Origin of the sequence: Pseudomonas sp. LRP2-20 (genome assembly GCF_024349685.1) — a bacterium.
Classification (GTDB): domain Bacteria; phylum Pseudomonadota; class Gammaproteobacteria; order Pseudomonadales; family Pseudomonadaceae; genus Aquipseudomonas.
On record NZ_AP025944.1, the window covers coordinates 2,036,927 to 2,062,304 of the forward strand.

General features: G+C 63.2%; 23 protein-coding genes and 1 tRNA gene. 11 read left to right on the forward strand and 13 right to left on the reverse strand.

Going from position 1 to position 25,378, the window contains the following annotated elements; all coding sequences use genetic code 11:
* Together OCX61_RS08855 and OCX61_RS08860 are read right to left on the reverse strand one after the other, a co-directional pair.
* A complete protein-coding gene (locus OCX61_RS08855) occupies positions 1-1,530 on the reverse strand; it encodes a glycosyltransferase (protein WP_261943447.1) in 1,530 nt (509 codons plus the stop codon).
* Positions 1,531-1,622: 92 nt separating this feature from the next.
* Positions 1,623-2,930 (reverse strand): nucleotide sugar dehydrogenase, encoded by a 1,308-nt coding sequence (locus OCX61_RS08860; RefSeq protein WP_261943448.1) that lies wholly within the window; start codon positions 2,928-2,930, stop codon positions 1,623-1,625.
* 525 nt (positions 2,931-3,455) lie between these two features.
* Here OCX61_RS08860 and OCX61_RS08865 point away from each other — a divergent pair.
* From OCX61_RS08865 to OCX61_RS08885, 5 genes are all read left to right on the forward strand, one after another.
* Entirely contained in the window at positions 3,456-3,845 is a 390-nt protein-coding gene (locus OCX61_RS08865; RefSeq protein ID WP_261943449.1) for a helix-turn-helix domain-containing protein, read from the forward strand.
* A gap of 63 nt (positions 3,846-3,908) precedes the next feature.
* The gene (gacA, locus tag OCX61_RS08870; RefSeq protein WP_027920570.1) at positions 3,909-4,547 is read left to right on the forward strand and encodes a response regulator transcription factor GacA; all 639 of its coding nucleotides are present in this window, start codon (positions 3,909-3,911) and stop codon (positions 4,545-4,547) included.
* Positions 4,548-4,553: 6 nt separating this feature from the next.
* Entirely contained in the window at positions 4,554-6,377 is a 1,824-nt protein-coding gene (gene uvrC / locus OCX61_RS08875; RefSeq protein WP_261943450.1) for an excinuclease ABC subunit UvrC, read from the forward strand.
* A gap of 33 nt (positions 6,378-6,410) precedes the next feature.
* Positions 6,411-6,971 (forward strand): CDP-diacylglycerol--glycerol-3-phosphate 3-phosphatidyltransferase, encoded by a 561-nt coding sequence (gene pgsA, locus OCX61_RS08880; protein ID WP_027920568.1) that lies wholly within the window; start codon positions 6,411-6,413, stop codon positions 6,969-6,971.
* A gap of 63 nt (positions 6,972-7,034) precedes the next feature.
* A tRNA-Gly gene (locus OCX61_RS08885) sits at positions 7,035-7,110 on the forward strand.
* 251 nt (positions 7,111-7,361) lie between these two features.
* Here OCX61_RS08885 and OCX61_RS08890 read toward each other — a convergent pair.
* The 3 genes from OCX61_RS08890 to OCX61_RS08900 are packed head-to-tail and all read right to left on the reverse strand — an operon-like array spanning position 7,362 to position 11,430.
* On the reverse strand, positions 7,362-8,621 hold the full coding sequence (locus OCX61_RS08890) for an arsenic transporter (RefSeq protein WP_261943451.1): 1,260 nt from the start codon (positions 8,619-8,621) through the stop codon (positions 7,362-7,364).
* A gap of 7 nt (positions 8,622-8,628) precedes the next feature.
* Positions 8,629-9,879: an MFS transporter gene (locus tag OCX61_RS08895; RefSeq protein WP_261943452.1), complete on the reverse strand. Its 1,251-nt coding sequence runs from the start codon at positions 9,877-9,879 to the stop codon at positions 8,629-8,631.
* Between the two features lie 51 nt (positions 9,880-9,930).
* Positions 9,931-11,430: a sensor domain-containing diguanylate cyclase gene (locus OCX61_RS08900; protein WP_261943453.1), complete on the reverse strand. Its 1,500-nt coding sequence runs from the start codon at positions 11,428-11,430 to the stop codon at positions 9,931-9,933.
* 339 nt (positions 11,431-11,769) lie between these two features.
* On the opposite strand from OCX61_RS08900, the gene OCX61_RS08905 reads away from it, so the two are divergent.
* From OCX61_RS08905 to OCX61_RS08915, 3 genes are all read left to right on the forward strand, one after another.
* Entirely contained in the window at positions 11,770-13,140 is a 1,371-nt protein-coding gene (locus OCX61_RS08905; protein ID WP_261943454.1) for an oligosaccharide flippase family protein, read from the forward strand.
* A gap of 58 nt (positions 13,141-13,198) precedes the next feature.
* Positions 13,199-13,915: a glycosyltransferase family 25 protein gene (locus tag OCX61_RS08910; RefSeq protein ID WP_261943455.1), complete on the forward strand. Its 717-nt coding sequence runs from the start codon at positions 13,199-13,201 to the stop codon at positions 13,913-13,915.
* Positions 13,916-14,036: 121 nt separating this feature from the next.
* Complete coding sequence (locus tag OCX61_RS08915) at positions 14,037-15,005, forward strand: helix-turn-helix transcriptional regulator (RefSeq protein WP_261943456.1); 969 nt, start codon at positions 14,037-14,039, stop codon at positions 15,003-15,005.
* An 84-nt stretch (positions 15,006-15,089) separates the two neighbouring features.
* Here the strand turns inward: OCX61_RS08915 and OCX61_RS08920 are convergent, their stop codons facing one another.
* Positions 15,090-17,003, reverse strand: a complete 1,914-nt coding sequence (locus OCX61_RS08920) for a tyrosine-protein phosphatase (protein ID WP_261943457.1) — start codon at positions 17,001-17,003, stop codon at positions 15,090-15,092.
* A 123-nt stretch (positions 17,004-17,126) separates the two neighbouring features.
* Positions 17,127-17,699, reverse strand: a complete 573-nt coding sequence (locus OCX61_RS08925) for a cysteine hydrolase family protein (RefSeq protein WP_261943458.1) — start codon at positions 17,697-17,699, stop codon at positions 17,127-17,129.
* Between the two features lie 463 nt (positions 17,700-18,162).
* Between OCX61_RS08925 and OCX61_RS08930 the strand changes: the two genes are divergently transcribed.
* Entirely contained in the window at positions 18,163-18,357 is a 195-nt protein-coding gene (locus tag OCX61_RS08930) for a hypothetical protein (RefSeq protein WP_261943459.1), read from the forward strand.
* A gap of 116 nt (positions 18,358-18,473) precedes the next feature.
* Here OCX61_RS08930 and OCX61_RS08935 read toward each other — a convergent pair whose 3' ends face one another.
* Positions 18,474-19,394: a LysR family transcriptional regulator gene (locus tag OCX61_RS08935; RefSeq protein WP_261943460.1), complete on the reverse strand. Its 921-nt coding sequence runs from the start codon at positions 19,392-19,394 to the stop codon at positions 18,474-18,476.
* Positions 19,395-19,493: 99 nt separating this feature from the next.
* Between OCX61_RS08935 and OCX61_RS08940 the strand changes: the two genes are divergently transcribed.
* Positions 19,494-20,255 (forward strand): sulfite exporter TauE/SafE family protein, encoded by a 762-nt coding sequence (locus OCX61_RS08940; protein WP_261943461.1) that lies wholly within the window; start codon positions 19,494-19,496, stop codon positions 20,253-20,255.
* 2 nt (positions 20,256-20,257) lie between these two features.
* Here OCX61_RS08940 and OCX61_RS08945 read toward each other — a convergent pair whose 3' ends face one another.
* The 5 genes from OCX61_RS08945 to OCX61_RS08965 form a co-directional block, all read right to left on the reverse strand.
* On the reverse strand, positions 20,258-21,682 hold the full coding sequence (locus OCX61_RS08945) for a GGDEF domain-containing protein (RefSeq protein WP_261943462.1): 1,425 nt from the start codon (positions 21,680-21,682) through the stop codon (positions 20,258-20,260).
* Positions 21,683-21,820: 138 nt separating this feature from the next.
* Positions 21,821-23,650 (reverse strand): SLC13 family permease, encoded by a 1,830-nt coding sequence (locus tag OCX61_RS08950; RefSeq protein ID WP_261943463.1) that lies wholly within the window; start codon positions 23,648-23,650, stop codon positions 21,821-21,823.
* A 154-nt stretch (positions 23,651-23,804) separates the two neighbouring features.
* On the reverse strand, positions 23,805-24,197 hold the full coding sequence (locus OCX61_RS08955) for a glycine zipper domain-containing protein (RefSeq protein ID WP_261943464.1): 393 nt from the start codon (positions 24,195-24,197) through the stop codon (positions 23,805-23,807).
* Between the two features lie 74 nt (positions 24,198-24,271).
* Positions 24,272-24,454: a hypothetical protein gene (locus tag OCX61_RS08960; protein WP_261943465.1), complete on the reverse strand. Its 183-nt coding sequence runs from the start codon at positions 24,452-24,454 to the stop codon at positions 24,272-24,274.
* A gap of 161 nt (positions 24,455-24,615) precedes the next feature.
* On the reverse strand, positions 24,616-24,909 hold the full coding sequence (locus tag OCX61_RS08965; RefSeq protein WP_085676118.1) for an RcnB family protein: 294 nt from the start codon (positions 24,907-24,909) through the stop codon (positions 24,616-24,618).
* Positions 24,910-25,011: 102 nt separating this feature from the next.
* On the opposite strand from OCX61_RS08965, the gene OCX61_RS08970 reads away from it, so the two are divergent.
* The gene (locus tag OCX61_RS08970; protein WP_060513485.1) at positions 25,012-25,362 is read left to right on the forward strand and encodes a hypothetical protein; all 351 of its coding nucleotides are present in this window, start codon (positions 25,012-25,014) and stop codon (positions 25,360-25,362) included.
* Positions 25,363-25,378: the final 16 nt, after the last annotated feature.

Consider the following 25,378-nt stretch of genomic DNA (forward strand, 5'->3'; position numbering starts at 1 on the left):
TTAACGTTGCGAGAGTTCTAAGAGAACGGTGATGACCCCGAAGAAGATCGCGATCGACGAGCACAGCATCGCCTTCGAGGACCAGCGGTTGAGGCTGGCGTCGAAGTCGACGCTGCCAGTGGCCAGGGTGGTCTTCTGCCGCGTCCAGCTTTGCTGGTCCATGTGGAACATCGCGTAGACCTTCATCAGCGAACCGACGATCTGGTTGTAATAAAGAACGAAGGGGTACATCGGGCTGACCGGGTGGCCGGCGAAGACGAACAGCACGGTCACCAGGCTGCGCGAGATTAGCACCCAGAACAGGTACACCAGCAGGTACTGGATACCGAACACCAGGCCGGCCACCACCGAGGCAGTCAGGCCCATCAGGCAGGTCCACATCGACACGCGCTGGTCGAGCAGCACGTACAGGGTGAACAACCCCAGCCGGGCGCGGCCGAGCAGGGCGGTGGCGCGGAAGTTCTGCCGCAGCGAGTTGCCGTACCAGCGGAACATCAGCTGGCGGGTGGCGATCCAGAAGCTGTCGCTGGGCGGGTGCTCGACGGTCAGGGTGTGGCTGTCGGGCACATAGAAGGTATTCCAGCCAGCGCGCATCAGGCTCAGCCAGCTCGACTTGTCGTCACCGGTGAGGAACTGGAAGCGGCCCAGGCGCCAGTGTTCGAGGAAGTCGGCTTCGACGTCGCGGATGAAATCGGGGTCGGTCATCACTTCGGCGCGGAAGAACGACAGCCGCCCGGTCAGGGTCAGCACCCGGTGCGACAGGGCCATCGAGCACATGTTGATGTGGCGCTGGACGAAGCGCATCGAGTGCCACTGGCGCATCCAGCGGCTGCCTTCGACTTCGCAGAATTCGTTGGTGGTCAGGCCGCCCACGTCCGGCAGCACGGCAAACAGCTTGACCGCACGCTCGACGCAGCCGGGCAGCATCATGGTGTCGCCGTCGACCACGCCGACCACCGCGTCACTCAGCGGCATCTGCCGCGACAGCGCGCGAAAGGCATGGGCCAGGCCGTCGCGCTTGCCCGTGCCTCGGGCGCGGACGATCACCAGCTTGATGTCGTCGCGGTCCTTGACCTCGTTGCGCATGATGTCCTTGATGAAGGTCTCGTCGCCTTTCTCCACGATCGAGGCGATCACCGTGCACGGCACCTTCAGCCGTTGCACTTCCTGGAATACCGACTGGTAGACCTTGAACGTGGTCATGGTGGGGATGCGGAAGCTGGTGACCACCATGAACATGTGCGAGGGCAGTGCTGCATCGCCCAGGCGTTCGACCTGCCGACGCAGGCGTGGGAACTTCCAGTGCAGGAAGTACATGCCGCGCAGGTAGTGGACGATGGCGTTGCCATAGCGCCACATGCCCAGTGTGCCGATGATGAAGATGAACAGGTGGTGGTTCGGGTCCAGGTACTGCGGTGCGACCATCTCCGACGCCAGCGCGATCAGCCCGGCCAGGCACGCCCAGCCGAAGAAGCTGGCGCCTGCGCGCAGGTAGCCGGGTGCCACGAAGGGCGGTTGCTGTCGATCCATGTCGGCTTGACTCCTGTTTTTTGCGGTGCCCGCGCGCCACGCCACCCAGGCGTCAGCCTGCGGTGGGTGGTGCGCGGTGGCTGCCGGGTCGGTTACCAGCAGATGCCTTGGCTGCGGCTATCGCTCAGGCCGGGCATGAAGCCGACCAGGTCGATCACCTGCTTGCCGTGGTCGGCTTGCAGGGCGCTGGCGAAGCGCGGGTCGTTGTTGCCCAGGACGATCACTTCGGCGTCATCGATCACCTGCTGCAGGTCGCTGTGCAGCAGCGACGAAACATGCGGGATCCTGGCTTCGATGTAGTCCTTGTTGGCCCCGTGCACGCGGGCGTATTCGACGTTCTCGTCGAATATGTGCAGCTGGTAACCCTTGCCGATGAGGCGCTCGGCCAGTTCCACCAGCGGGCTTTCCCGCAGGTCGTCGGTGCCGGCCTTGAAGGCCAGGCCGAGCAGGGCGATCTTGCGTTTGTCCTGGCGCTCGATGAGGTCGAAGGCGTTCTGCACCTGCGAGGCGTTGCTGGCCATCAGCGAGTCGAGCAGCGGCGCCTTCACATCCAGGCTGGCGGCGCGGTAGGTGAGGGCCCGCACGTCCTTGGGCAGGCACGAGCCGCCAAAGGCGAAGCCCGGGCGCAGGTAGTAGCGCGACAGGTTGAGCTTGTGGTCCTGGCAGACCACATCCATGACTTCGCGGCCATCGACACCGGCAGCCTTGGCAATGTTGCCGATCTCGTTGGCGAAGGTGACCTTGGTCGCGTGCCAGACGTTGCAGGTGTACTTGATCATCTCGGCAATTTCGATGGTCCTGCGGATCACCGGTGCGTCGAGCTCCTTGTACAGCGACTCGAGCAGGTCGCCCGACGCTTTGTCCAGCTCGCCGATCACGGTCATGGCCGGGAAGTCGTAGTCCTGGATCGCCGTGCTCTCGCGCAGGAACTCCGGGTTCACTGCCACGCCGAAGTCGACGCCGGCCTTCTTGCCCGAGCAGTCTTCGAGAATCGGGATCACCACATTCTTCACCGTGCCTGGCAGCACGGTGCTGCGCACCACCACGGTGTGGCGGCTGCCCTTGTCGCGCAGGGCGGTGCCGATTTCCCGGCAGACCGCTTCCATGTACACCAGGTCCAGGTCGCCGTTCTTCTTGCTGGGGGTGCCGACGCACAGCAGCGACAGGTCGGTGGCGAGGATCGCCGCTTGCACGTCGGTGGTGCCGCTCAGCCGGCCCTTGCTGATGCCGTCCTGCAGCAACTGTTCCAGGCCCGGCTCGACAATCGGCGACTTGCCCTGGTTGATCAGTTCGATTTTCGCCGGGGAAATGTCCACCCCCAGCACGTGATGGCCGCGGGCCGACAGGCAGCCCGCGCAGACCGCGCCAACATAGCCAAGTCCAAAGATACTGATGTTCATAGGTCCCTCTCCCTGGGGCACGGCAAAGCCGGCCGAGATACATCGTTCATGAAGTTGTCGAAATGGCAGACGCGCAGAATTAAGCCGCGCTCGGAAGTGGCGTTTCAGGCTGTTTCTTAGTGGTCTTTTTACAGCCTAATGTTGTTCTTATTTTTATTGCAAGCGTTGATATTCGCTTGTTTGAAAATAACTTATATTTTCTCTGTTAAAGTTTAAAAACCCTTATAAATCAATAAGTTAAAGTTGCTGTTAGTTGGGCGTCAAAAAAATGATTATCCTGTCGGTGGCGATAAAGTGGCGCCAATGGCATGGCGTTCTGCCAATTTTCCTGTGTTTTTTGTGGCTTGGATTGCACTGCGGGAGCCTATAAAACCCCAATAAATCGGGGCCCCGCCGGGTGCGCTAGTGGCGCAATACTGGCTTGCGACGCTGGCCGGTGATGGGCATAGTGACCACACAGTCTGCAACTGCTTACAGGATTGTGAGCAGCACCCATGACGGCAAAGGAACAAGGAGAAACGTCATATGAAAGGACTCGGTCCACGTCTGCGGGAAGAGCGTGAACGGCTGGGCATGACCCAGCGGGTATTTGGTGACATCGGCGGCGTCGAGCCCAATGCCCAGGGCAAGTACGAAAGTGGCGAGCGCACCCCACGGGCGGATTACCTGGCGGCGCTGGCGAACCGGGGCGTGGATGCGCTGTACGTGCTCAGTGGTGAGCGCACGCCGGCACCGCTGGAAAGCCTGACGGCGGATGAAACCGGTCTGCTGGGCGCGTTTCGGCGTTTGCCGGCAGCCGACAAGGCGGCGTTGTGGCATCTGCTGGGGCGCCTGGTGGGTGAGGGCAGTGGCGGTGAGTTGGCGCGGCTGCCGCGTCCTGAGCGTCCGGCGTATCTGAAGGAAGTTTTACGCTAGGTCCGCCATGAAAAATTTTGTTAAGGTGGCGGGATCCAATCGCCCTGTTGACGAGGTGTCTGCTTGATTAGGGTCCTAGTGGTCGACGATCACGATCTGGTTCGAACCGGTATTACTCGCATGCTCGCCGATATCGATGGCCTGCAGGTGGTGGGTGAGGCGGATTCGGGCGAATCGGCGCTGAAGCTCGCCCGGGAACTGAAGCCTGACGTCGTGCTGATGGACGTGAAGATGCCTGGGATCGGCGGCCTGGAAGCCACCCGCAAACTGCTGCGCAGCCACCCCGACATCAAGGTGGTGGCTGTTACCGTGTGTGAAGAAGACCCGTTCCCCACCCGCCTGATGCAGGCCGGTGCCGCCGGTTACCTGACCAAGGGCGCAGGCTTGGACGAAATGGTCCAGGCCATTCGCCTGGCATTTGCCGGGCAACGCTATATCAGCCCGCAGATTGCCCAGCAGCTGGCGCTGAAGTCGTTCCAGCCCCAGGGTTCGCCGTTCGACGCGCTGTCGGAGCGGGAAATCCAGATTGCCCTGATGATCGTCGGCTGCCAGAAAGTGCAGATCATCTCCGACAAGTTGTGCCTGTCGCCCAAGACCGTCAATACTTACCGTTATCGGATCTTCGAAAAACTCTCGGTCACCAGCGACGTCGAACTGACCTTGCTGGCCGTTCGCCACGGTATGGTTGACGCAAGCCTGTAAACCCTCATGTCAGAAGCCTTTGATGCCAGCGCGTTCCTGGCGACCTGCAGCGGTCGCCCGGGTGTATACCGGATGTTCGACGCCGAGGCGCGGCTGCTTTACGTCGGCAAGGCCAAGAACCTCAAGAAGCGCCTGGCCAGCTATTTCCGCAAGACCGGCCTGGCGCCGAAAACCGCCGCGCTGGTGGGGCGCATCGCCCAGGTCGAAACCACCATCACCGCCAACGAGACCGAGGCACTGCTGCTCGAACAGAACCTGATCAAGCAGTGGCGTCCGCCGTACAACATTCTGTTGCGCGACGATAAATCCTATCCGTACGTGTTCCTGTCGGATGGCGAATTCCCCCGCCTGGGGATTCACCGTGGGGCGAAGAAGGCCAAGGGGCGTTATTTCGGGCCATACCCCAGTGCTGGCGCCATTCGCGAGAGCCTCAGTCTGCTGCAGAAGGCTTTTTCCGTGCGCCAGTGCGAAGACAGTTACTTCGCCAACCGTACCCGCCCCTGCCTGCAGTACCAGATCAAGCGCTGCAAAGGCCCGTGCACCCGGCTGGTCACGGCCGAGGAGTATGCCGAGGACGTGCGCCATTCGGTGATGTTCCTCGAAGGGCGCAGCCAGCAGTTGGGCAATGAGCTCAACGAGGCCATGGAAAAGGCCGCCATGGCCCTCAATTTCGAGAAGGCTGCCGAACTGCGCGACCAGATAGCCCTGTTGCGCCGGGTGCAGGACCAGCAGTACATCGAAGGTGGCTCCGGCGACGTCGATGTGGTGGCCGCCTTCGTCAACCCGGGCGGTGCCTGCGTGCACCTGATCAGCGTGCGTGGCGGGCGGGTGCTGGGCAGCAAGAACTTCTTCCCGCAGGTGGGCATCGAGGAGGAGGTGGCCGAAGTCATGGCCGCATTCCTGTCGCAGTACTACCTGGGCAATGCCGAGCGCGAACTGCCCGGCGAGCTGATCGTCAACGTGGTGCATGAGGACTTCGAGGCCATCACCGAAGCCGTGCAGAGCCTGCGCGGTCGCGAGCTGACCATCAGCCACCGCGTACGCGGCACCCGCGCGCGCTGGCAGCAACTGGCGGTGACCAATGCCGAGCAGGCCCTCAATGCCCGCCTGGCCAACCGCCAGCACATGGCTGCGCGCTTCGAGGCGCTGGCCGAAGTGCTCGGCCTGGATGAAGTGCCACAGCGCCTGGAGTGCTATGACATCAGCCACTCCAGCGGCGAAGCCACGGTAGCCAGCTGCGTGGTGTTCGGCCCGGAGGGGCCGATCAAGTCGGATTACCGGCGCTTCAACATCGAAGGTGTCACTGCCGGCGACGACTATGCCGCCATGCACCAGGCCCTGACCCGCCGTTATGGGCGGATCAAGGACGGCGAGGGCAAGCTGCCCGACGTGCTGCTGGTCGACGGTGGCAAGGGCCAGCTGAACATGGCCCGCGAAGTGATGCAGGAGCTGGCCTTCACCGACCTGACCCTGCTTGGCGTGGCCAAGGGCGTGACCCGCAAGGCCGGCTTCGAGACCCTGTACCTCAACGACGTGGCCCACGAGTTCACCCTCAAGGGCGACAACCCGGCGCTGCACCTGATTCAGCAGATCCGCGACGAAGCCCACCGGTTTGCCATCACCGGCCACCGTGCCCGGCGCGGCAAGGCCCGCCGTACCTCAAGCCTGGAAGACGTCGCCGGGGTAGGACCCAAGCGCCGCCGCGACCTGCTCAAGCACTTCGGCGGCCTGCAGGAGCTCAACCGCGCCAGCATCGATGAGATCGCCAAAGCCCCCGGCATCAGTAAAAAGCTTGCCGAGTCGATTTATGCCAGCCTGCATAGCGAGTAGAATGCCGGGCTCAACCCGCAGCCAGTCGTACCGATGAATATTCCAAACCTGCTCACCGTTCTACGCGTCCTGCTCATCCCGATCTTCATCCTGCTGTTCTATGTGCCCTATCACTGGAGCTACATGGCCGCCAGCACGGTGTTCGCCATCGCCGCCGCCACCGACTGGCTGGATGGCTACCTGGCGCGTCGCCTGCAGCAGAGCACCCCGTTCGGCGCCTTCCTCGACCCGGTGGCCGACAAGCTGATGGTGGCGGTGGCCCTGGTGCTGCTGGTGCAGGTGCACGCCAACTTCTGGCTGACCCTGCCGGCGGCGGTGATCATCGGCCGCGAAATCGTCGTGTCGGCGTTGCGCGAGTGGATGGCCGAGCTGGGTGCACGGGCCCACGTGGCGGTATCCAGCCTTGGCAAGTGGAAAACGGCGGCACAGATGCTGGCGCTGGTGATCCTGCTGGCCAACCCGCCGGTGGTGAGCTTTTGGGTGGTGCTAGGCTACGGCCTGTTGCTGGTGGCGGCGGCCCTGACCTTGTGGTCGATGGTGCACTACCTGCTGGCCGCCTGGCCGCACCTGCGCGAAGGCTCCGAACAAAAATAAAACTTTTTTGAATCAAGGGGTTGACGCCGTTTCAGATATCGCTAGAATGGCACCCATCACGACGCGGGAATAGCTCAGTTGGTAGAGCACGACCTTGCCAAGGTCGGGGTCGCGAGTTCGAGTCTCGTTTCCCGCTCCAAATAAAGACCTGCAGATTTCGCTTGAAGTCTGCATGTCGTGAAAAAAGGCCCTTCGGGGCCTTTTTTCGTTTCAGCGCAAATCAGCGAAGAACGCGAGTAGCCGGGCATTCACAGGCCAGGTTCAAAGCCAGAGTGCGATAGTCCCACTCCCTCCGGCTTTCAGTGGGGCAGGGGCGCGCCCGAGAAGTGCAAGGGTGCTAGACCTGGCCCGAGTAGCCTGCCAGGTCCATTCGACGACCCTGCAACCTGATCACGCCGAGAGTGCCAGTACCCACAGCGCTGCCGCCAGCGCGGGCGGCATCACCAGCAAGCCAAGGCGCAGGAAGCGCCATGCACTGACATGCTCGCCCTCCCGGCGGATGGCCACCAACCACAACAGCGTTGCCAGGGAGCCGGTAATCGACAGGTTCGGGCCCAGGTCCACGCCAATCAGCAGCGCCGCCGTGGTTTGGCCTGGCAACTCGGCGAGGTGCCCCATGGCCCCGGCGATCAGCCCGGTTGGCAAATTGTTCATCAGGTTGCTGGCGATGGCGACGCCCGTGCCCGCTACCCAGCTGGCCTGGGTGGGCGAGGTCTGAGCCAGTGCGGCCAGGGCATGGGCCAGTTGTTCGATGATCCCGGTCTGTGCCACCGCTTCGACAAGCACGAACAAGCCTGCCACCAGCGGCAAGACTCCCCAAGCCACATGCCTGAGCACAGGCATCGGGCTGCGCCGCTGGCGCAGGTGGATCAGCCCGGTGGTGGCGACGCCAGCACAAAAGGTGGGTAGGCCCAGTGGCGTGTCCAGCGCCGAGGCCGTCAGCAGCAGTGCGCCGGTCAGCACAAGGCCCATCGCGCACAGGCGGGCGCCATGGGGCAACGGTTGCGGATCGATGTCCAGGGCCAGGGGTTGACGAATTTGCCGGCGCTGGGTGATGCGCAGTGCCAGGTAGGTCAGGCCGATGGCTGCCAGCGATGGCAAGGTGAACTGCCTGAGCCAGTCCAGCAGCGGCGGCATCTGGCTGCCGAACACTACCAGGTTGGCGGGGTTGGAGATCGGCAGCACGAAACTGGCGGCGTTGGCGATGAAGGCGCAAATGAACAGGTAGGGCAGAGGTTCTGCCTTGGCCGCCCTGCAGGCCGCGTATACCGCAGGTGTGAGAACCACAGCGGTCGCGTCGTTGGACAAGAACACGGTGACCAGCGTGCCCACTGCGAACACCAGGTCGAACAGCCGCTGCCCGGAGCCCCGGGCATGGCGTACCGCGTACCTGGCCAGCCAGTCGAACAACCCCTCCTGGCGTGCCAGCTCGGCCAGCACCATCATGCCGATCAGGAACAGGTACACATCGCCGCCTTCGGCAATGGCCGCCAGGGCGGAGCGCAGCGGAATCAGCCCCAGCCCGGTCAGCAGCAGTGCGCCACCCATGGCCCAGACGTATTCAGGGATGCGCCAGGGGCGCAGGATGACGCCACAGGTGGCCAGGGCGGCCACGGCCCAGATGGTGAGTGCGGTGTTGGAGATAAGCATTGTACGTTCAGTGTCCAGCGGATGTGGGTAAGCCAGTCGGCGTGTCGTTCAAGCGGGGTTGGGTTTCCGGGAGGCTGATCAGCACCAGAAGGAACGCTGCTGCGGCGATGGCGGCCAGTGTCAGGAACGCCGCATCGTAGCCGGCCTCCTGTACCACCAGGCCGGCAATGCCTGGGCTCAATGCGGCGCCCAGGCCGAAAACTGCCGTCAGCGCCCCCAGGCTGACGTTGAATCGCCCGGTGCCCTCGGTCAGGTCCTTGACCACGATGGGGAATAGCGCACCGAAGATCCCCGCACCAATGCCGTCGAGCAGTTGCACGCTGACCAGCCAGAATGGGTTGTCGGATACCACGTAGAGCGCGCCGCGTAGCGGCAGGATGAGAAAGCCTGCCAGCAGAAACGGCTTGCGCCCCCATTGCTCGGCCTTGGCGCCGGTCAGTAACGCCATGGGCACCATGACCAGTTGCGCCGCGATGATACAGGCGGAGGTCAGCGGCGTCGCCAGGCTCAGGTTGACTTGCGACAGCTTCTGGCTCACCAGCGGCAGCATTGCCGCATTGGCCAAGTGGAAGAGGGCGCAGCAAACCGCGAACAGCAGTAGCGTGCGGTTGTGCAGCAGCAGGCGCAGATCTGTCGGGTGAACCTCACCCGATTGCGCATGGACCAGGCCGCGTGCGACTTCATGATCGATGGCCGCCGCAGGAATGCGACTGACCGCGATGATGCTGGCCACGGTCATGATGGCCATCAGGTAGAACACCACTACCGGGCCGTAGAGGTAAGCCAGGCCTCCGGCCAGCAGCGCTGAGCAGGCGTTGCCGGCGTGATTGAAGGTCTCGTTGCGCCCCACACGCTGTGTGAAGGCCTTGGGGCCGGTAATGCCAAGGGAAATGGCGGCAATCGCCGGGGCAAACACTGAGCCTGCAAGTGCACTGATGCTCTGGGTCGCGGCCACCAGCCCGAATGTCGAGATCAGTGGTAGCAACAGGCAGCTGCCGGTAACCAGCAAAGCGGCGATCACCACGACCGCTCGCTTGGCCGGTGTCGTGTCGATCAGGGCGCCAGCCAGGGTCTGCGCAAGCAGCGCAGTGATGCCCGCCAGCGTCATCACCAGGCCGATGCTCGCCGGTTGCCAGTGGTGCACGGCCAGCAGGTAGATCGCCAGATAAGGCCCCAGACCATCGCGCACGTCGGCAAGGAAGAAGTTCAGCCAATCGAGTGCGCGTTGATGCGATTGATTTGACCGGGAGTTATCCAAAGAACGATCTCGGTGAGCCAGAAGAGTGGAGCACGTCAACGCAAGCTTCGCTCAGTCGACATGCAGGCGATTGCGGCCCGCTTCCTTGGCGATATAGAGCGCCTGGTCGGCGCGTTCAAGCAGCGATAGCCAGCCTTCAGCGCTGGTTCCGGCAGCGCTGGCGATGCCGATACTGGCGGTCACATATCCAAAAGGACTGTCTTGGTGAGCGATAGGTTCCAGGGCCAGGCGCTCGATAATCAGCCGCGCAACGGCCGCCGCACCGTCGCTGCTGGTATCGGGCAGAATGATCGCCATTTCCTCACCCCCATACCTTGCCAGCAGGTCGCCAGGGCGTCGGATACAGGTCGAGAGCAGGCCAGCCACCTGTTGCAGGCAGGCGTCGCCAGCGGGGTGCCCGTAGGTGTCGTTGTAGCGCTTGAAATGATCGATATCGATCATCAGCAAAGACAGAGTTGTGCCATTTCGCCGGGCTCTTTGAATCTCCTCGGTCAACACCTCGTCGAAGCAGCGCCGGTTTGCCAGCCCGGTCAGCGCATCGTGCATCGCTTGGCGCTCGAGCTGCTGATTGCTGTCAAGCAACTGCTGTTGGGTCGCTCTCAGTTCACCTTCAACCGCAGCGCGGCGGCTCATGGCGCGGATCAGCAGAGCGCCAATGGCGCCGGTAAGCGCGAGCAGCCCGGAAACCACCAGCAACGACAGCATTGCCTCGAACTGCCAGGCCGCCAGCGCCTCGCGCTTGCCTAGCGCGACGGTCGTCACCAGGGGCAGCTTGTCACTCTTGCGAAACGCATACAGGCGCTCGACGCCGTCCAGGCTTGAAGTGAACGAAGCAGTGCCCACTGACCGGTCGACCAGATACTTGGCGTATATGGGCGACTTCGAGAAGTTGCGCCCCATGTCCTGCTCGCGAAACGGGTAACGCACCAGCATCGCGCCGTCGGTGTAGGACAGGCCGATGGCGCCGTCATGGCCCACGTCGATCTGGCCGAACAGGCGCAGGAAGTTCTCCACGCCAAGGGTCACGGCCACGACACCGGCAAACTCACCTTGGGCGTCGTTGAAGCGCCGGCTGATGGTGATCACCCATTCCTGGTTGGCACGGCTGCGGATGGGCAGGCCGATAAAGGGCTCCCGGGAGGGGTCGTCGCGGTGGTGGATGAAGTAGGCCCGGTCACTGCTGTTGGCGTTGAGCGGGATCGGGCGGTTCGACGACATCAGCCAGCTCCCGTCCTTGGCGTAGATGGTGATGCCGCTCATTTGTGGCATCAGGGGCTGCTGACGGCTGACCAGTTGGTTCAGGCGTTCGATCTGCGCAGGCCCGCTGCCCTCGGTTTCCAGGCGCTCGACGAGGCCGAGCAACAGCAGTGAACTCTGCCGCACGATGCCTTCTGAATAAGTGGATAGCGCCTGGGCCAGGTTCAGGCCGTGGATGTTGACTTCTTCGAGTGCTTGCTCGCGGGAGGCCATGACCTTCCATAGCGTCAGCGATGCGAGGGAACAACCAATGACCAACAGCAGGAGAACAACGAGGTGGATATCACGCTTCACGTCAGTACCTGATGAGATTCCGGTTTCTCTTGCTCGCTTTCCTTGCGACTAGTTAACCAGGCGGTCAGGAAGTAACTGGCTAGTACAATGCCAGAAATATAGCATTATACAGCGTTGGAATGTCTGACAAAAAATCTGGCGCAATCGTGTGCGTGGACACATTTGCTGGCTAGTGGAAGAACCCTGCAGGCAGGCTCGTTTATCAGACGCCAGCCTTGGCAAAGCCAATTCAGGGCGGTTTCTCACTGATCGCAGACCACACCCAATACCCGCTGGCGCAATAGCAACATGGCAGATTGAGACTATAGTAACTTCTTAAAAACCGGATCAGTGGGTGCCATGTCTACGATCGATCTGTCGTCCTCGCAAAGTCTTCGCAAACGCGTGTTGTTGGCCGGGGCACTGAATATCGGGTCCATCGTGGCCTCCCAGGTCATCCGATTGGGCGGCAACCTGATCATCACCCGCTTGCTCCTGCCAGAGATGTTCGGCCTCATGGCCATCGCCACCACGGTGTCGGTGCTGCTGCTGTTGCTGTCCGATGTGGGGCTGCGGCAGAACATCATTCAAAGCCCGCGCGGCGATGAGCCGTTGTTCCTCAACACCATCTGGTCGCTGCAGATCATTCGCGGCTTTGGCCTGTTCGTGGTGATGGAGCTGGTGGCACTGGCCTCATGGGTATCCCAACATTTCGACATGTGGCCGGCGCATTCCACCTACGCCGCCCCGGAGTTGCCCGCAGTGCTGGCCGTCACCGGCTTTTTCGCGATCATCTTCGCCTTCCAGTCGACCAAGATCGATCTGGCCATCCGTAATTTCCAGCAGAAGAAAGTGGTGCTGGTCGAACTGGTTTCGCAAATCGCCGGCCTGGTGGTGATGTTGCTGATTGGTTACCTCACCCGTTCCATCTGGGCGCTGGTGGCCGCCGGGCTGGTCTCGACCCTGGTCACCACAGTGCTCAGCCACATGATCTTCCCGGGGCATAAGGACCGCCCGCAGTGGGACCCGGCAGCGCTGCGCGAAATCGTCAACTACGGCCGTTGGGTGTTCCTGTCCTCCGCCGTGGGTGTGCTGGCCATGCAGGGCGACCGCATCTGGTTCGGCGGCAGCATGACGGTGGCGCAACTGGGGGTGTATTCGATTGCCGTGGGCATTCTGGCGGCCTTCCAGCTCAGCCTGCAGCGGCTGGCCGGGGCTGTGGCCTTGCCGGCCTTCAGCGAGGCGGCCAGGACGGGTGACATGGGGCGCCTGCGCCAACTGTATTTCCGCTTCAGGCTGATCTTCGATGTGCTCACCCTGTTCACCTGTGGCTTCCTGTTCACCGCCAGCCCGCTGATCATCCACTGGCTGTATGACGACCGCTATCAGGACGCCGGGCAGATGATGGCGATCCTTTCGTTGTCGCTGTTCACCTTGCGCTACGGCCTGACGCAACAGATCTGGATGGCCCTGGGGCTGACCAAGTACATGGCCATGGACAACATCATCCGGGTGGTGGCGCTGTTCACTTTGATGCCGCTGCTGCTGGCCATCGGTGGGGTGACCTACGCGCTATGGGGGGTGGCACTGCATACCTTCTTCACCTTGATCCTGATCTTCAAGGTCAGTCACCAACTGGGCATGCTGAGCATCAAGCGCGAGCTGCTGGTGTTGCCAGTCATGGTGTTCGGTGCTCTGTGTGGCCAGTTCATCAGCCATCTGTTTGCCTGAGCATGCTGTGCGCGTGCCAGCACCGTCGTTCTGATCAGCTGCACCAAGGACCTGACAGATGAATGTGATCGACTTTTTTGATCGGACCCGAATCATCAATATCCCGTCCAGAACGGACCGCCGCCAGGAAACCGAAGCCGAGTTCGCCCGCAATGGCTTCCATATCGATGACGAAAAAATCGGCTTTTTCCCGGCGGTTACGCCCACCGATCAGCAGGGTTTCCCCAGCATCGGCGCCCGGGGCTGCTTCATGAGCCACATGCAGATACTGGAAGAAGCCGTGCGCCTGAAGGTCGACAACATCCTCATCATGGAAGACGACATCCAGTTTTCCCGGCGCATTGGCCCGTTTGGCAAACAGGCCATCGAGTCCCTGCAAGGCATGGACTGGGACATTGCCTACCTTGGCCATTCCTGCGAGGGCAATTCGAATACGCCTGGCTGGGTGCTGGTCGACCGCCCCATCCACCTGTCGCACTTCTACGCGGTAAACGGCAAGAGCGTGGGCAAGCTGCGCGACTTTCTCGCACAAATTCTGCAACGCCCCCCGGGGCACCCGGACGGCGGCCCGATGCACTATGACGCCGCCCTCAATACCCTCATTCACAGCGACAAGAACATCCAGGCCTACTACTTCACCTGGAACCTGGGCTACCAGAGGCCTTCGCGCACCGACCTGCATGCATTGTCGATCTTTGACCGGCTGGCCATGCTGCGGCCGGTGATGGCCTTGTATCGGCGCTTCAAGGCAGAAAAACTCAGGCGGACCCGATAGCACGCAAGGTGTGCCGCCTGTTGGTGCTGGGCACTGATCGGGCTTGGACCGGGCGTCACGTGCCTGTCATGCGTGGCTGATAGTGTGCCAGTCCCCTCAATGGCACAAGGTGTGCGGCACGGTGTATCCCGGCACGACCCGCAAGCAGTTCATGCTGCGTTCCAGCGACATGCGCAGCGACGAGTTCGCCGCCTTGTTCACGCAACTGTACGGCAACCTGTATGCCGACATGCCGCCGCTGGGCGAGGGCATCGCCATCGCTGGCGTCTACGGCCGCTTCGACGGCATGAGCGTGCGGCGCATGCAGTACCAGGGCGACTTCACCATCGTCCTGCCGGCGCCGCAGGACGAAATCACCTTTGTGCTACCCACTGCAGGCAAGATCATCTTCGATCACCGCGGCGAGTCGATCGGCGCTGCCCAGGTCGGCCTGGCGGTGGACAAGCTCGACATTCGCTCGGTGCGCATCACCGAGGGCCACGCCCAGTGCGGCATGTCGATCCGCCGTGGGGCGTTTACCGAGCGCCTTTCGGCCTTGCTGGAGCAGCCGTTGTCGGCGCCGATCCGCTTTGCGTCGCGGGTCGACCTGAACATCCCGGCGTTCCAGGGGATCCGGGCTTTGCTCGAGCTGGCAACCGGTACCGAGTTCGACCAATTGATCAACACCGGCCTGCTGATGCCTGTGCGCTTGCAGGAGATGCTGGTCGATGCGCTGCTCGAAACCTGGCCGCACAATTACAGCGAGGCGTTGCGCAACCCGGCCCCGGCGATTGCGCCACGGCACGTGAAACTGGCCATGGCTTATCTGCGCGAGCATCCCGCCAGGCCGGTCAGCGGCAGCGAGCTGGCGGGGTTGGCCAATGTCAGTTTGCGGGCGTTGCAGGATGGCTTCCGGCGTTTTGCCGGGACGTCGATCGTCGGCTATCAGCGTCAGGTACGGCTGGAGCAGGCGCGTGAAGTGCTGGAACGCGGGGAGGGCGGGTCGGTGGCAGAGGTTGCCTTGCGCCATGGCTTCAGCAATGCCGGGCGGTTTGCCCAGTACTTCCAGCAGGCTTTTGGTGTCAGCCCGGCTTTGGTTCGGCGTCGCTAGCCGGGGGCTGCTGTGCAGCCCATCGACGCGCTTGTCGTGGCGACGAACCGCGTCGATGGGCCACACAGTGGCCCCCTTCAGGCATCAGAAGGCATAGCTGGCCTTGAGGCTGCCGCTGACCCCGTGGCTGTCCCCGCCGCCCATGGCGGCCACCTCGGCCCCGACACTCAGCGCCCCGAGGTTGGCCATCAGGTTGACACCGCCAATGAACTGGTCGCGGTTGTCGAAGGCCGCCCGCTGCTCGATATCCAGCCCCAGCAAGTGACCTTGGCTGTCGACCTGGTGATCGCCCAGGGCATGCTCGTAACCCACCTCGACCCCTGGCACCAGCTGCCAGCTGCCCATGGCGACCGGCGCGAAGGAGGCCTTGAGGTTGGCCACGGCGGCGCGTCGGGTTTGTTTCAGGTCATCTACCTGCAAGGCCAGCTCGCTGCCTTTCTCGGTGAAACCGTTGAGGTCCACGCGGCTGACCCGCAGCCCCAGGCTCGGCTCCAGCACCATGGCCCCGGTGGGCAGGCGATAACCCAGCGCCAGGCTGCCGCCGGCCAGGGTGCCGTGGCTGTCGCCCTTGGCCGTGCCCAGGCCGCCGCCAAGTTCACGCTTGCTCGAATAATCGAGCCAGCCGGCGCTGGCATCGGCGTCGATGAACAGGCCTTGTTCCAGGCCATTCGGCGCGAAGCGCGCACCCAGGCTGAGGAAGGTCAGGTCGCTGTCCGCTTCGCCACCGGCACCGCCGACATTGCCATTGCTGTAGCCGAAGCCGCCGTGGGCGCTGAGCTGCTCGGAGAAGCGCTGGGTCATGCCGACCATCAGGCCCTGGCTGTGCTCGTTGCTGCTGGCCGCGTGTGACGAGCCATCGGTGCCCAGGTAGCCGGCCAGCGCGGTGCTCCACAGGCGCGACTGGCCAACCTTGAGGTCACTGCCATCGGCAAAGGGGGCGGCCGCACGGTCGATCATCGCCGCCTGGCGCAGCAAGTAGCTGGCGGCGTCGGCATGCACCTGACCACCCACGGTCGACTCGACGCCGCCCAGCGTGCCGGCATCGATGGCCGACTGCAGGTAATAGTTGTAGGCGGTATAGCGGCCCGACAGCGAGGTGTCCTGCAACTGGCGCAGCAGCTGCGCACCGGCAGCGGCGTTGCCCAGCAGGCCGGCTTCGCCTGGCAGTGTGCCGTAGCGCACCATCTTGCCGCGCAACACGTAGAGCGTTTCCTGCGACAGCCCCAGGCCCTGTTTGAGGTAGTTGTCCATGCTCCCGTATTTGGCGGAGACTTCATCCAGGCCGGCCTGCAGATAGCTGGCTTCGACACCGAGCAGCGGTGCGTAGATCTCGGCCATGCTCGCCGGCATGGCGGCCAGCGTTGCTGCGACGCGGGTGGCGGTGTAGTCGTTGGTGGCCAGGTAGTTGCTCATGATGGTCGCGTCATCGACCCCGGCGATGCTCAGCAGCACGGCTGCGGTCCAGCCTGTGCGGTCCTTGCCGGCGGTGCAGTGGAACAGCGCCGCACCGTCGGCGTTGGCCAGTTCGTTGAACAGCACACTGAACTGCCCGCGCATGCCGGCATCGCTGACGAAGGCGCGGTTGGTTTCCTGCATCATCGCCCGCGCCTGGGCAGCGCTGGTGAATGAGATGTTGGTGATGTTCGAGCCTGAAGTGGTGCTGCCGATGATGTCGATGTTGGTGTAGCGGACACCGGCCGGCAGGGTGTCGGGTGTGCTGGCGATTTCGCTGGGGGTGCGCAGGTCGTAGACATCGCTGATGCCCAGGCCGTTGAGGACGGCGAGATCGGCCGCTGTCGGGGTCAGGGCATTGGAACGGTAGAACACGCCGGCGCGCATCACGCCATCATGGCGGGTGCTGTAGGCGCTGGTGGTGCCGGCGATGTCGTGGAAGTTGTCCATGCCGGCCAGGCGCGGCGTGTCGAGCGCGTCGGCGGCATGGGCAGCGGAAATGGCCAGGGTAAGCAGGGACACGGAGCAGAACAGACGTTGCAACACGGAAGTAGCCTCGATCGGATGCGTTGAGCTGGCTACTGTCGGTGGGCTAGATGAAACTGAATGTTACGAGTGGCGGCGCGACACAAATGGCTGCGCAATCTGTCTGCAATGTGCGTTTTCTGTCTACGCCGCCCCCGGGAGGCCTGCGCACACCTCGGCGCAGTCCAGAATCCGCGCGTAATCGAGCGCCAGGTTGCTCAACGACATGGCATGCACCTCTTCGGCGGGCCAATGCCGCCCCTGCAGGTCACGCTGGTCGAAGGTAAAGCAGGCATCGGCCACCACCACCGCGTCGAAACCAAGGTTGCCCGCCGAGCGTGCAGTGGACTCCACCGAGTTGTTGGTGATCACCCCTGCGATAACCAGTTCGCAGATGCCGCGCGTGAGCAGCCAGCGCTCCAGGCCCGAGTGGGCGAAGGCGTCCGGCACGTGCTTGTCGAACACCGTTTCACTGGCCAGCGGCGTGAAGGCCGGCTGGAATTCGCAGCCCGCTTGCCCCGGCCAGAACACCGAATCGGGCGAGCGCGAGAGATGCCGTACATGCACGATCGGTCGGCCATCCAGGCGCCACGCCGCGAGCAGTTCACCCATGCGCAATTCTGCTTCGGGGTTGTTGCGTCGGCCCAGGCGTGGGTGGTGAATACCGACCTGCAGGTCGATCAGCAACAGTGCGGCGTTGGCAGCGAGCGTAGTCATGCAGAACTCCATGTAAGGGGGTGTCTGACCCTAGCACAGGTCGCAGGCTGGGGCCCGCGCGCATCATCTGATACGCTTTTTTTCGTCGAACCTGAATCTGTAACCGTATCAGCCTGGCGCCGACAATGCTTTTCGTCCCTGCTATCACACTGAAGAGGTTCCGATGGGCAAGCTCGCGCTGTTTCTGGGTGGCTTTCTGCTGTTGACCGTTCTGATCGGCCTGCTCGGCACCATTCCGCCAAGCTGATCTACCAGGCTGATTCTCCTCATGCCCTCCGGCCCATCTGTCTCGCGAGATGGGCCAGATTCCTGCCAGATCATGGCAGTTCTCCTCGGCTCTACCGCTGGACTAGTGGTAGGTGCACGTCGTTCTCACGTGCAGAAGCCTCGTGTAGTCTCCCGCTGCGTCATAATGGGTCGCGTATGGCGAACCCAGTCTTTTGCCTCGGGAGTCAGCACATAGATGGAATACCAGAAGGACACTTCAGCCATGCTGGAGTGGCGCAGCCGTTATCTCAGCGAAGGCATTCTCGAAGAGGATCAATACGATCAGGCGCTGCGCTGTGCCGAGTCCCTGAAACACTCCGGGGTGATCAGTGCGCAGGAATGGATCGAGCTGGTCAAGGCGGCGAATGTTGCGCTGCTGAGCGTGCGATAAGTCCTTCATTGCTTGAGGAAATCTGTCCACAAAAAACGTGGGTAGGTCTGTGGATAAAGTTCTGCAAGCCAGGCAATTTGCGGGCTCTGTTAAATTGAGCAGAATTTGAACAGCGTTCAGCCCGCCCGATCAGAGGCGGCTTGGCCAGCCTGGCGCAAGGCCAGCAGCAACTCGCGCACCCGGGCCGGCAGCTCGCCTGAGGGGTACACCGCATGCATCTGCGGGTCCTGGCCGGTGCTTGAAGTCAGCCGGTAATCCGCGCACACCCGCACCAGGCGTCCAGCCTTCACCTGCGCTTGCGCTACCCAGTCCGCCAGGCGTGCGATACCGGCACCGGCCAGGGTGCTGTGGTACACCGCATCACCTGAGCCCAGGCGCAAGCGTGGGTGCGGGCGCAGGCTGGTGATCTGGCCGGCGCGGCAGAAGTGCCAGGCTTTCAGGATGCGCGGAGCGGTATGCAGGATCAGGGCGTGCTGGTCCAGTTGCTCGGGGTGTTCGGGCATGCCGGCGCGGGCGACATAGGCGGGGCTGGCATACAAGTGGCGGTGGTAGTGCCACAGTGGATAACCAATCAGTTCACTCGATTGGGGGAAGGCGCCGCGGACCACGAAATCGAACTTGCCTTGCAACGGGTCGAGGGCTGCGTCGCTGTACTGCACGTCGAGGGTCACTTGCGGGTGGCGCTGGTTGAAGCTGGCCAGCACGCCGGGCAATACGTGCTCGCCGAGCAGTTGCGGCGCAGCGAAGCGAACCCAGCCTTGTGCACTGCCGGTAAGCGCGGCCAGTTCGTCGGCAGCGTCGCGTTGCACATCCAGCAAGCGTTCGGCGTGGGGCAGCAGGCGCTCACCGGCTTCGGTGAGGGTCACGGCGTTGGCGTTGCGGTTGAGCAGCTTGCACCCGCTGTTGTCTTCCAGGGTTTGCACCGCGCGGGTCACTGCGCTAGGCGAGCGGCCCAGGGTGCGTGCGGCGGCGACGAAGCTGCGCTTGTGCGCAACACTGACGAACGCCTGGATTTCGCGCAGCATGTCCAATGCCATGGAGGGTTCCTCATTGCAGTTTTCGCAATATGGCATTTCAACACAAGCGCGCCGCTTTGATTAGCCTTGCAGTCTGTCTTCACTGCCTGGAACCGCGCCATGATGGATATCGCCGTACTTTCCGTGTTCGCTTTCGCTGCCGGCCTGATCGATGCCGCCGTCGGCGGTGGCGGGCTGATTCAGATCCCCGCGCTGTTCAACGTACTGCCCACTGCGCAACCGGCGGCGTTGCTGGGCAGCAACAAGTTGGCTTCGGTGTGCGGCACAGCCTTTGCCGCCCGCTCGTTCATTCGCAAGGTGACCCTGGACTGGGGCCTGATCGTGCCGGCGGCGGTCAGTGCCTTTGTCATGTCGTTCGCCGGGGCGGCCACGGTTTCGCTGGTACCACCCAGCGTGATGCGCCCGGCGGTGCTGGTGCTGATCGTGGTCATGGCGATCTACACCTTCTGCAAGAAGGACTTCGGCACCTTGCACAAGCCGGCGAAGATCGGCCGCCGGGAGCAGTGCCTGGCGGTGCTGATCGGCGGGGCGATCGGTTTCTATGATGGCTTGTTCGGCCCAGGCACCGGCAGCTTCCTGATCTTCCTGTTCATTCGCTTCTTCGCCCTGGATTTCCTGCATGCCTCGGCGTCGGCGAAGGTGGTCAACATTGCCACCAACCTGGCGGCCCTGGTGTTCTTCGTACCGTCGGGCAATGTGCTATACGCCATCGCCCTGCCCATGGCCGCGTGCAACATCCTCGGTGCCTTGACCGGGACCTGGCTGGCGGTGCGCAAGGGCGCCGGGTTCGTGCGCGGGCTGTTCCTGATTCTGCTGTGCGTGCTCATTGCCAAGCTGTCCTGGGACTTGCTGATGAGTTGAACTCAGATCACCTGGCGCTGCGGCTCTGCCTGCTCGACGCGATTACGGCCATGGGCCTTGGCCCGGTACAGCGCCAGATCGGCGCGCGCCAGCAGTTCGTCCAGGCTGGGGGAGGCTTCGTCCGCGCCGCAGCCGGCCAGGCCAATGCTGACAGTGATCTGCAGGCGTGCATCGCCTTGGGCCAGGTGCAGGTCCTGCACGGCGCGTCGCAGGCGTTCGGCGGTAAATTGGGCTCGCTCCGGCGCCAGCCCAGGAAGCACCACCACGAACTCCTCGCCGCCCAGGCGAGCCAGCAGTTCTTCGTCGTGCAACTGGTCCTGCAGGGTGCGGGCGAACTGGCGCAGCACCTGGTCGCCTACGGCGTGGCCATGGAGGTCGTTGATCGACTTGAAATGATCGATGTCGAGCATCATCAGGGTCAGTGGCAGCCCTTGGGCATGCTGCTGGCGGCTGTCGAGCAGGGCGTTGGCACGGTGGCTGAAGGCACTGCGGCTGAGCAGGCCGGTGAGGTGGTCGATGGTGGCCTGGCGCGCCAGGCGGGCCAGCAGGCTGCGATTGGCCTGGCTGACACAGGCCACCACCAACGGCCCGAGGACCAGCATGGCGATACCCAGGCGAGCCGACATCAGTGTGGTGACCCCGGGTTCGCTCTGCGGCACGCTGAAGTGCATGAGGTTCTGCGCCACCGCCACGATCAGTGTGCTGCCGGCAGTGAGTGTCAACAACGACACCAGGAACGGCGAATACGTCCAGGCACACCACAGCAGTGCGGCAATCGGAAAGGCGATGGCGCCTGGCCCGCCGAACGCGATGCTGAAGGCCAGTGAGGCCAGCAGCACCAGCAAGGGGCCCACGCGGATGGCCTGGGCGCCGCTGCGCACCAAGGCGCGAGCCGAAGGGGTGGTGAGCAGAATCGGCAGCACCAGCACGCTGGTCGAGAACTGTTCGCTGAACCAGGCCAGCCAAGTGGTCTGCAGCGACTTGTCGAACCACGGTGCGGCCATCACACAGGCCATGCTGGCGGCCACCACGGCGCCCGCCGCGCAGGCGCCGAACACACTCAGCACGCCATGCGGGGTTCGCATGCGCCGGTGCAGGCGGGGCAGGCGCGACAACCACCACCACACCGTTACCACCACGCCGAGGTTGCACAGGTTGAACCACAGGGCTGGCGCCCAGGCACTGCCGCAGGCCAGGTCGGCTGCGACCATCGCCAGCCACACCAGGGTGAAGCCCACGAGGTTGGCCTGGCGTGGATAACGCAAGAGTGCGCCGGCCAGTACCGCATTGACCGGCCAGAACAGCGACAGTGATTCGATCGGCCGAGCCAGGACCCCGCCGAGGGTCAGGGCAAAGGTGAGGCCAAACAGGGCGATATAGGGCAACACGCGCGATTGTGCTGGAAAAACCATAGGCTCGACCGACAAGCGGGAACGAAATCCAGGACAACGGCAATAAGCACCTGGGGCATTGACGCGTCAGTGTGTTGGCACCGGGTGCTTGATGTCAATCTGCCGTATTCGTGCAAGTTAATGGCAAATAGCCTCTATTCATTGCCAGATTGCTCACAGACCGTAGAACCAGGGCACCATCAGCACGGTCACCAGCATCACCAGCACGGTGAAGGGCACGCCGACCTTGACGAAGTCGCCAAAGCGGTACTGACCTGGGCCGAGCACCAGGGTGTTGACGGGGGATGACACCGGTGTCATGAATGCCGCCGAGGCCGCCAGGGCCACGGTCATGGCGAACGGGTAGGGCGACATGCCCAACTGCGTTGCCGTGCTGATCGCCACCGGAGCCATCAGTACGGCGGTGGCGGTGTTGGAAATGAACAGGCCGATGACTGCCGTGACCATGAACAGGCAGGCCAGCATGGCCAGCGGCCCGGCACCGCCCAGCAGGCTGACCAGCCCGCCCACGGCCAGGTCGATGCCGCCGGTTTTCTGCAGCGCCTGGGCGAATGGCAGCATGCCTACGATCAGCACCAGGCTCTGCCAGTGAATGGCCCGGTAGGCGCTGTTCATGTCGATGCAGCGCCCGGCGCCCATCAGCAGGCAGCCAATCAACGCGGCGATGACATTGGGCACGGCGCCGCTGACCATCAGCCCGACCATCACCGCCAGGCTGAGCAAAGCCTGCGGTGCACGGGTGCGGGCCGGTGCAACCTGGTCGATTTCGGCCGGCAGGCTCAGCACCAGGAAGTCCTGTGGCCGGCTCTGCAGTTGGCGCACGGCCTTCCATGGGCCGACCACCAGCAGCGTATCGCCCAGGCGCAGCTTCTCTTCCACCAGTTGCTCTTCGATGGCCGCCTGCTCGCGGCGCAGGCCGACCACGTTGAGGTCGTAGCGGGTGCGGAAGGCCAGTTCCAGAATGCTCTTGCCGATCAGTTGCGAGCCTGGTGGCAGTGACACTTCGGCCATGCCCAGTTCCTGGGACTGGTCGATGAAGTAGGCCGCCTTGAAGTGCAGTGGCTCCAGCTGCATGGTCTGGCACAGGTTGCGCAGGTCGCCGCGGTTGGCGAACAGGTCGAGCAGCAGCACATCGCCCTGTTGCAGCACAGTGCCCGAATCGGCAGCGATTACCCGGGTGGTGAACTTGTGCTGGCGTTCAATGCCGATCACGTTGGCACCGTGTTTTGTGCGCAGCTCCAGTTCGCCCAGGGTATGGCCGATCAGTGGCGAGTGCGGGCGGATGCGCAGGCGCCGTTCGCGGCCGTTGAGCTTGTAGTCGAGTACCAGGTCGAGCAAGGTGCGGCGGCTTTCCACGCGGCCGTCCTTGCGCACTTCGCCATTGAGCCAGTGGCGGGTCAGCAGCATGTAACCGATGCCCAGCACCAGCACCACCAGGCCGAACGGGGTGAAGCTGAAGAAGCTGAAACCGGCCCCACCGTGACGTACCAGCTCGCTGTGCACCACCACGTTGGGTGGCGTGGCCACCAGGCTGAGCATGCCGCTGATCAGGCCGGCGAAGCTTAGCGGCATCATCAGCCGGCTGGGTGAGAGTTTCAGGCGCGCGGCAATGCTCAGCACTACCGGGATGAAGATCGCCACCACGCCGGTGGAGCTCATCACCGAGCCCAGCCCGGCCACTGAAACCATCAGCAAGACCAGCAGGCGGGCTTCGCTGTTGCCGGCTCGTTCGCTCATCCATTCACCGATGCGGTAGGCGATGCCGGTGCGCACCAGCCCTTCGCCAATCACGAACAAGGCGGCGATCAGCACCACGTTGGGGTCGCTGAAGCCGGCCAGGGCCTGTTCGACGGTGAGGATGCCAGACAGCGGCAGGGCGAGGATCACCAGCAAGGCGACCACGTCCATGCGCGGGCGGTTGATGACGAAGAGGATGACGACGACAGCCAGCAGGCCGAGGACCCAGAGCAGTTCCTGGTTCATGGGGGGGAGGTGTTCCTTCACTCAAGGGGGCACGAAAGACAGTAGCAGTCAGTGTGGCAGCTTGCGGTGAAGGTGGTGTTGATGTGCTGCAGGGTTTGCACCCATGACGCCAATGAAAAGGGCCGCAAAATGCGGCCCTTGTCATTGTCTTTACTCAGTGACGGCGGTGATGGCGGTGCTTGTGGCTGCCGCCATTGTCGCCCAGGTGGTTACCCAGCGCACCACCGGCTGCACCGCCCAGGCCGGCACCAATGGTGGAACCGGTCTTGCCGCCTACCGCGCCGCCCAGCAGCGAACCGCCTGCCGAGCCCAGGCCACCGCCAATGGCCGCTTCGGTACGGTTGCCTTTCCTCGCACCTACCGCACTACCGGCTGCACCACCGACACCGGCGCCGATGGCTGCGCCAGTACGACCACCGAGCTGCTGGCCGACAACGTTGCCCAGCACGCCACCCAGGCCACCGCCAATGGCGGCAGTACCGTCACCGGCGAAAGCGCCCTGGCACAGCAGCAGGCCGAGGGCAATGGAAGGCAGAGTCAGACGCATGATTTGAACCTCAAAGGAATCATCAGGTTAAGGTGCCGCACGGTTGGGCGGCGGGTCAGGGTAGGGGAGACGCTTCAGCGGTAGTAACGGTCACCGCGCCATTGGCGGTCATCGTCGTCGTCGCGATCGTGTCGGTGGTGGTGACGGTGGCCGCGATCGTCGTCTCGCCAGCCGTCATCATCACGGTAGTGGTGGTGATAGCAGCCGGACAACAGCAGGAAGGCGGCAATCAGCGAAAAGTTTACAAAGCGGGCCATCTCGATATAGGTCCTTGATCCGCAAAGGTTTACGGGACACTGAATGAGACTGGGATCGATCCATTTGGTTTCCCGGGCGCGCAAAAAAATGCCGTGCGAGCGATGAATGGCATGCTTGCACGGCAGCGGTCGGATCAGCTCAGGTCAAGCGGCGGGTAGCTTCAGGACGCGGGATGGATCGCCAGTACCACGCCATTGGTGATCTGGATCAGCACATAATGCTCGCCCATGCGCACCCAGTGGCTTTCTTTTTCGGGGGCGGGCAGTCCTTTGGCTTTCCAGTCGCTGATGGCCTGGTCATCGCGTTTGTACTGGTCGGGGGCCTTGTCGCCGACCTTGAGTTCACGGTTGTGGGTTTCCGGCGCCTTGATGCTCTCTTCTGCCGAGGGGGCAGCGAAGCTCAGCGCGGGCAGGCTGGCGATCAGCAGTGCGGGCAGCAGGTGTCTGGCTTGCATGGGGCTCTCCTTGGTTGCATTCCTTATCTGCGACAGCGGCCCGCTTGGGACAATTCATTCGCAATGCTAGAGTCGCTTTCTTTTTTGCCCCGAGGATGGAACATGCGAGCAATTCTGCCGATGGCTGCGGCGCTGGTGTTGGTCGGTTGCGCGAGCGCGACCATGGATGCGGCGCGGGGTGGCAAGCCGACGGCCCAGCTCGATTCGCGCAAGGCGCCGGAGCTGGTGGCCCAGTGCATTCAGTTCAGCTGGCAGAAAGAGGACGTGTTTGGCGACGATGCCAGTGGCTACCTGGAGCCACGCAAGCAGGGCGGGTTGACTGTTTATACCCGCGAGGCGGAGTCGTTCGTGGATGTGTATCCGCAAGCGGGCGGTACACGGGTGGATTACTACGCGCAGAAGAATGACGGCATGGCCTTGCAGCGCCGGGCGGCGGCGGCGACCTGCCTGTAACGTCTCTGCGCTACCG